This is a genomic window from Streptomyces niveiscabiei (genome assembly GCF_001419795.1).
Taxonomy (GTDB): Bacteria; Actinomycetota; Actinomycetes; order Streptomycetales; family Streptomycetaceae; genus Streptomyces; species Streptomyces niveiscabiei.
In genome coordinates this window covers 1-4,439 of the sequence record NZ_LIRL01001163.1, presented here as the reverse complement: position 1 = coordinate 4,439, position 4,439 = coordinate 1, and the positions used below count along the sequence as shown (strand labels likewise).

The window sequence follows — 4,439 nt, the reverse complement described above, 5'->3', positions numbered from 1 at the left end:
CCTCCAGGGTCGGCCGGGTCGTGCGCCAGTCGGGGGAGAGGGGGCTTTGGGGGCGGATCAGCGCGGTGAGCTGACGGCCTGTCGTGCGGGACTCGACGACCGTGTGCGCGGCGAGGTCCGCGCCCTCCGCCGGGCCCTGCACCCGGACGTGCGCGTCGAGGAGGTCGTCGATCTCGCCGGCGAGGCGGATTCCGCCGCCGCCGACCAGGAGGAGGTGGTCGCAGGAGTCCTCCAGCTCGGCCACCACGTGCGACGACATCACGATCGTCGTCCCGAACCGCGCGGCCTGCGACATCAGCGTGGCCATCAGCTCGTGCCGGGCCAGCGGGTCGAGGTCGGCCATCGGTTCGTCCAGCAGGAGCAGGTCGGGGCGCTTGCCGAGGGCCAGCGCGAGGGCGACGCGCGTCCGCTGGCCTCCCGACAGCGATCTGACGCGCTGGTCCGGGTCGAGGCCCTGGGCCGTCGCCACCCGCTCCGCGGTCTCCGCGTCCCACCGCGCGGGGTTCAGGTCGGCGCCCATCCGCAGCGTCTGCGCCACCGTCAACTGCGGGTACAGCGGCTTGTCCTGCGCGACGTAACCCACCCGGGTCCGGACGGACGCGGGGTCCGCGCCGAGCACGGTCAGCTCTCCTTCCGTCGCGGGAAGCAGGCCGGCCGCGAGGGCGAGCAGCGTCGACTTCCCCGCGCCGTTCGGACCGACCATCGCGCAGACCCGGCCCACGGGCAGGGAGAAGGAGCAGTCGCGCAGAGCCCAGGCGCTCCGGCGGCCGAAGCGTTTGCCGAGACCGGTGGCGGTGAGGGCGGGGGGCTGGGGTTGTGCGGTGGTCATGGTCGGTCCCCCTTGAGGGTCGCGGACGGTGCGGATTCGGCTTGTTCAGGTGCTTCTGCTCTCTTGATCGGATCTGCCCCCTCGATCGGTTCTGTCCGGCCGGAAGAATTTGAGAAATTTCCTGAATCCGCTGAATGCGCAGGTTGTGAGGGGCCGGCTGAGGCCGGGGAGTAAGGGGAGTGCCGGCCGGATCCCGGTGCGGCGTACTCGTCGAGCACGGCGGTGAAGAGAGCGGCCACGTCCTCTCTGTCCAGGCCGGCCTCCCGGGCCCGGTCCGCCCAGCCGTCGAGCTCGCGGCGCAGCGGGGAGTCGTCGGCGGGGGCGGTGCCGAGGGTGCGGCGGACGAAGGTGCCGAGCCCCCGGCGGGCCTCGACCAGGCCCTCCCGTTCCAGCTCCCGGTACGCCTTCAGCACCGTGTTCGGATTGATGGCGGTCGCCTCGACGACCTCGCGGGCCGTGGGGAGCCGGTCGCCGGGGCGGAGCAGGCCGAGGCGCAGGGCCTGCTTGGTCTGCTGGACGATCTGGACGTAGGTGGCCACGCCGCTGTGCCGGTCGATGCGGTATTCGACCACGGGTTCCACCACCCTTTCACTAATTGAGTAGTGAAAGGGTGGTGGAACGGGGGCGGTTCGTCAAGCGCCCGAAGAAACCGCAGGTCGGAGGCGCCGCACCGGGCGCTATAGAAGGGGACAAAAAATTTTTCGCAGATCGTGAACCGATCGGCGAGGTCGGAGCGATGAGGGGGTGTGAGCGAAACGAGAAGTGACGGAGAGCTGCTGCGGGCCATCGCCGCAGACGGGGACCGTCACGCCTTCGAGGAGCTGTACCGGCGGTTCGCGCCGTGGCTGACCGCTCGGTTGCGCAGCCGCTGCTCGGACGCCGGGACGGTGGACGACGTCGTGCAGGAGACGTTCCTCGCGGTGTGGCGGGGCAAGGCCCGGTACCACGAGGAGGGGGACGTCGCGGGCTGGCTGTGGCGCATCGGCGCGAGACGTCTCGTGGACGCCCTGCGCCGCGACGGCGCCCGGGGCCGGATCCGCCAGGCCCTGGCCCGGCTGCGCCATCGCGACGAGGTGTCCGCGGAGGACCGTGTCCTCACGGGGGTGGAGCACGGCGACCTCGCGGGCGCCCTGGCCCGCCTCTCACCGGAACTGCGCGCGGCCCTCCAGGCCACGGTCATCGACGGCCTGAGCACCAGAGAAGCGGCGGCCCTCCTCGGCATCCCGGCGGGCACGGTCAAGACCCGGGCGATGCGGGCCCGCAAACAGCTGAGGGAGGCGCTGACGTGAGGAGGACGAGGAGCGAGGGCGCCCGAAGGGGCGCGGTGACGGGGTCGCGGCGGACCGGCCGGGACGTGGCGGCGGAGCCGCGCCGGCTCGGCGAGAGCGTGGCGACGGGGTCGCGGCGCGGCGGCGGGGGTGCGGTGACCGAGCCGGGCCGGAGCGGCCGGGGCGTGGCGACGGGGGCGGATCTGATCGATGGAAGGAGCGCGGCATGAGCTGGCATGTCGGTGACGAGGAACTGCGGGCCTACGCGCGGGGCGAGCTGGCGGCGCCGCTGCTGTGGTCCACGGACACGCACCTCGCGGCGTGCGCGCAGTGCCGGGCCACGCTCGCGCGGGAAGCCGACCCGGTCGCGCTGGACGTCGGCTGGGAGCGGCTGGACGCGGAGCTGGACGCGCCGAGGCGGGGCGTGTTCGAGGGGCTGCTCGTACGGTTCGGGGTCTCCGACCACACCGCGCGGCTGCTGACGGCGACGCCGATCCTGCGCCGGTCCTGGTTCCTCGCGGTGCTGTCGGTCCTGGTGATGACGGTCGTGATGGTCCGTACGGCCGACAACCCGGCGCTCTTCCTGGCGCTCGCGCCGCTGCTGCCGCTGGCGGGCGTGGCCGTGTCGTTCGGCCGCACCCTGGACCCGACGTACGAGATGGCGATGGTCGCCCCGGTGCACGGCTTCCGGCTCCTGATGATCCGTACGGTCGCGGTCCTCGCCGCGAGCCTCGCCCTCAACGGCCTCGCGACCCTGGCCCTCCCGGGGTACGGCCTGCTGGCGCTGGCCTGGCTGCTGCCGGCGATGGCGCTGACGACGACGGGCCTGGCCCTGACCGCCCGCCTCGGCGCGGTGGTCGCCCCGGCCCTGACCTGCGCCACCTGGGTCGGCATCCTCCTGTTCGCCAAGTCCCGCCCGCACGAAACGCTGGCGCCCTTCACCACACCGGGCCAGCTCGCCGCCGCCGGGGTGGCCCTGGCCGCCGCAGTCGCGCTCTACCGCTCACGGGACCGCTTCGACATCCGCCCGATGGCCGGCTTCCAGGAAGGAGGGGCGATGTGACACCGCGCAGGACACCCCGCCCCACCGACCACGACACCACCCGAGAGGACCCCATGACCGGCATCACGACACTGACGGCGACCGACCTTTCCCTGCGCTACGGCGGCACCCGCGCCCTGGACGGCGTCTCCCTGACCCTCGGCCGGGGAGTCACCGGACTGCTCGGCCCCAACGGCGCGGGCAAGACGACGCTGCTGAGGGTGCTGGCGACCGCGGTGCCCCCGGACGGCGGCGAGTTCAGGGCACTGGGCCACGACCCGCGCACGTCGGCCGGCCGCCTGGAACTGCGCCGGGAGCTCGGCTACCTGCCGCAGAACCCCGGCTTCCACCCGGACTTCACGGCCTTCGAGTTCGTCGACTACGTCGCGATCCTCAAGGAGCTGAACGACCGGGGGGCGCGGATCAGGGAGGTGCGGCGCGTGCTGGAGGCCGTCGACCTGAGCGACGTGCGCAAGACGCGCCTGAAGAGGCTGTCCGGCGGGATGCGGCAGCGAGTCGCGCTCGCGGCGGCGCTCGTCGGCGACCCGGGCCTGCTCGTGCTGGACGAACCGACCGTCGGACTCGACCCCGAACAGCGCATGCGGTTCCGGGAGCTGATCGCGCAGGCGGGCGAGGGCCGGACGGTCCTGCTGTCGACGCACCAGACGGAGGACGTGGCGATGCTGTGCCACCGCGTGATCGTGATGACCCACGGCCGCGTCCGCTTCGAGGGCACCCCCGCCGAGCTGACCGCGCGGGCGGCCGGCCGGGTCTGGAGCAGCGTCGAGCGGGACCCGTCGGCGCGGGCCGGCTGGCGCACCGGCACCGGCAGCTTCCGCAACATCGGCGACCCCCCGAAGGGCGCCGAACTCCTCGAACCCACCCTGGAGGACGGCTACTTGCTCACCCTGGACGGCGAGAGCGCGGAGGTCTCGGCATGAGCACCCTGACCGCGACCCCCACCACGGCGACCGAACCGAAGGCCCCCGGCCCGCGCCGGCTCGCCTCGGTCCTCGCGCTGGCCCGCTTCGAGGCCCGCGAACTCCTCCTCCAGGTCCCCGTGGTGCTCTTCGGGCTCCTCTGGATCACCTTCACCGTCGTGAAGCTGGTCCGGGAGGAGGGGATGGACGACTTCCCGATCCTCCACATGGTGGACCGGGACACCCAGGCACTCCCGCAGTTCTTCTCCATCGCGATCCTGGTCTCCGTCAACTCGGCGGTGCTGCGCGCCCGCAGGAACAAGACGGACGAGCAGTTCTCGATGCTGCCGATGGAACCCTGGGCCCGCGCGCTGGCCCAC

At 73.0% G+C, this 4,439-nt stretch carries 4 protein-coding genes and 2 pseudogenes; 4 read left to right on the top strand and 2 right to left on the bottom strand.

Going from position 1 to position 4,439, the window contains the following annotated elements; all coding sequences use genetic code 11:
* Together AOK24_RS41520 and AOK24_RS51890 are read right to left on the bottom strand one after the other, a co-directional pair.
* Window positions 1-829 (bottom strand): ABC transporter ATP-binding protein (locus AOK24_RS41520; protein WP_055725063.1); only part of this gene is annotated, 829 nt, incomplete at its 3' end.
* A gap of 206 nt (window positions 830-1,035) precedes the next feature.
* Window positions 1,036-1,401 (bottom strand): annotated as a pseudogene (locus AOK24_RS51890) (GntR family transcriptional regulator); the annotation flags it as partial.
* A 174-nt stretch (window positions 1,402-1,575) separates the two neighbouring features.
* Between AOK24_RS51890 and AOK24_RS41510 the strand changes: the two are divergent.
* The 4 genes and pseudogenes from AOK24_RS41510 to AOK24_RS41490 form a co-directional block, all read left to right on the top strand.
* Window positions 1,576-2,118 carry an RNA polymerase sigma factor gene (locus AOK24_RS41510; protein ID WP_055725062.1) on the top strand — a complete coding sequence of 181 codons (543 nt, stop codon included), beginning with the start codon at window positions 1,576-1,578 and terminating at the stop codon, window positions 2,116-2,118.
* Between the two features lie 205 nt (window positions 2,119-2,323).
* Complete coding sequence (locus AOK24_RS41500) at window positions 2,324-3,160, top strand: cupin domain-containing protein (protein WP_055725060.1); 837 nt, start codon at window positions 2,324-2,326, stop codon at window positions 3,158-3,160.
* 53 nt (window positions 3,161-3,213) lie between these two features.
* Window positions 3,214-4,080 (top strand): ABC transporter ATP-binding protein, encoded by an 867-nt coding sequence (locus AOK24_RS41495; RefSeq protein ID WP_055725059.1) that lies wholly within the window; start codon window positions 3,214-3,216, stop codon window positions 4,078-4,080.
* A pseudogene (locus AOK24_RS41490) lies at window positions 4,077-4,439 on the top strand (ABC transporter permease); the annotation flags it as partial. The gene AOK24_RS41495 and the pseudogene AOK24_RS41490, both read left to right, overlap by 4 nt.

Coding starts and splice junctions, on each gene's coding strand:
- AOK24_RS41500 (WP_055725060.1), top strand. CDS start 2,324: ATGAGCTGGCATGTCGGTGACGAGGAACTGCGGGCCTACGCGCGGGGC.
- AOK24_RS41495 (WP_055725059.1), top strand. CDS start 3,214: ATGACCGGCATCACGACACTGACGGCGACCGACCTTTCCCTGCGCTAC.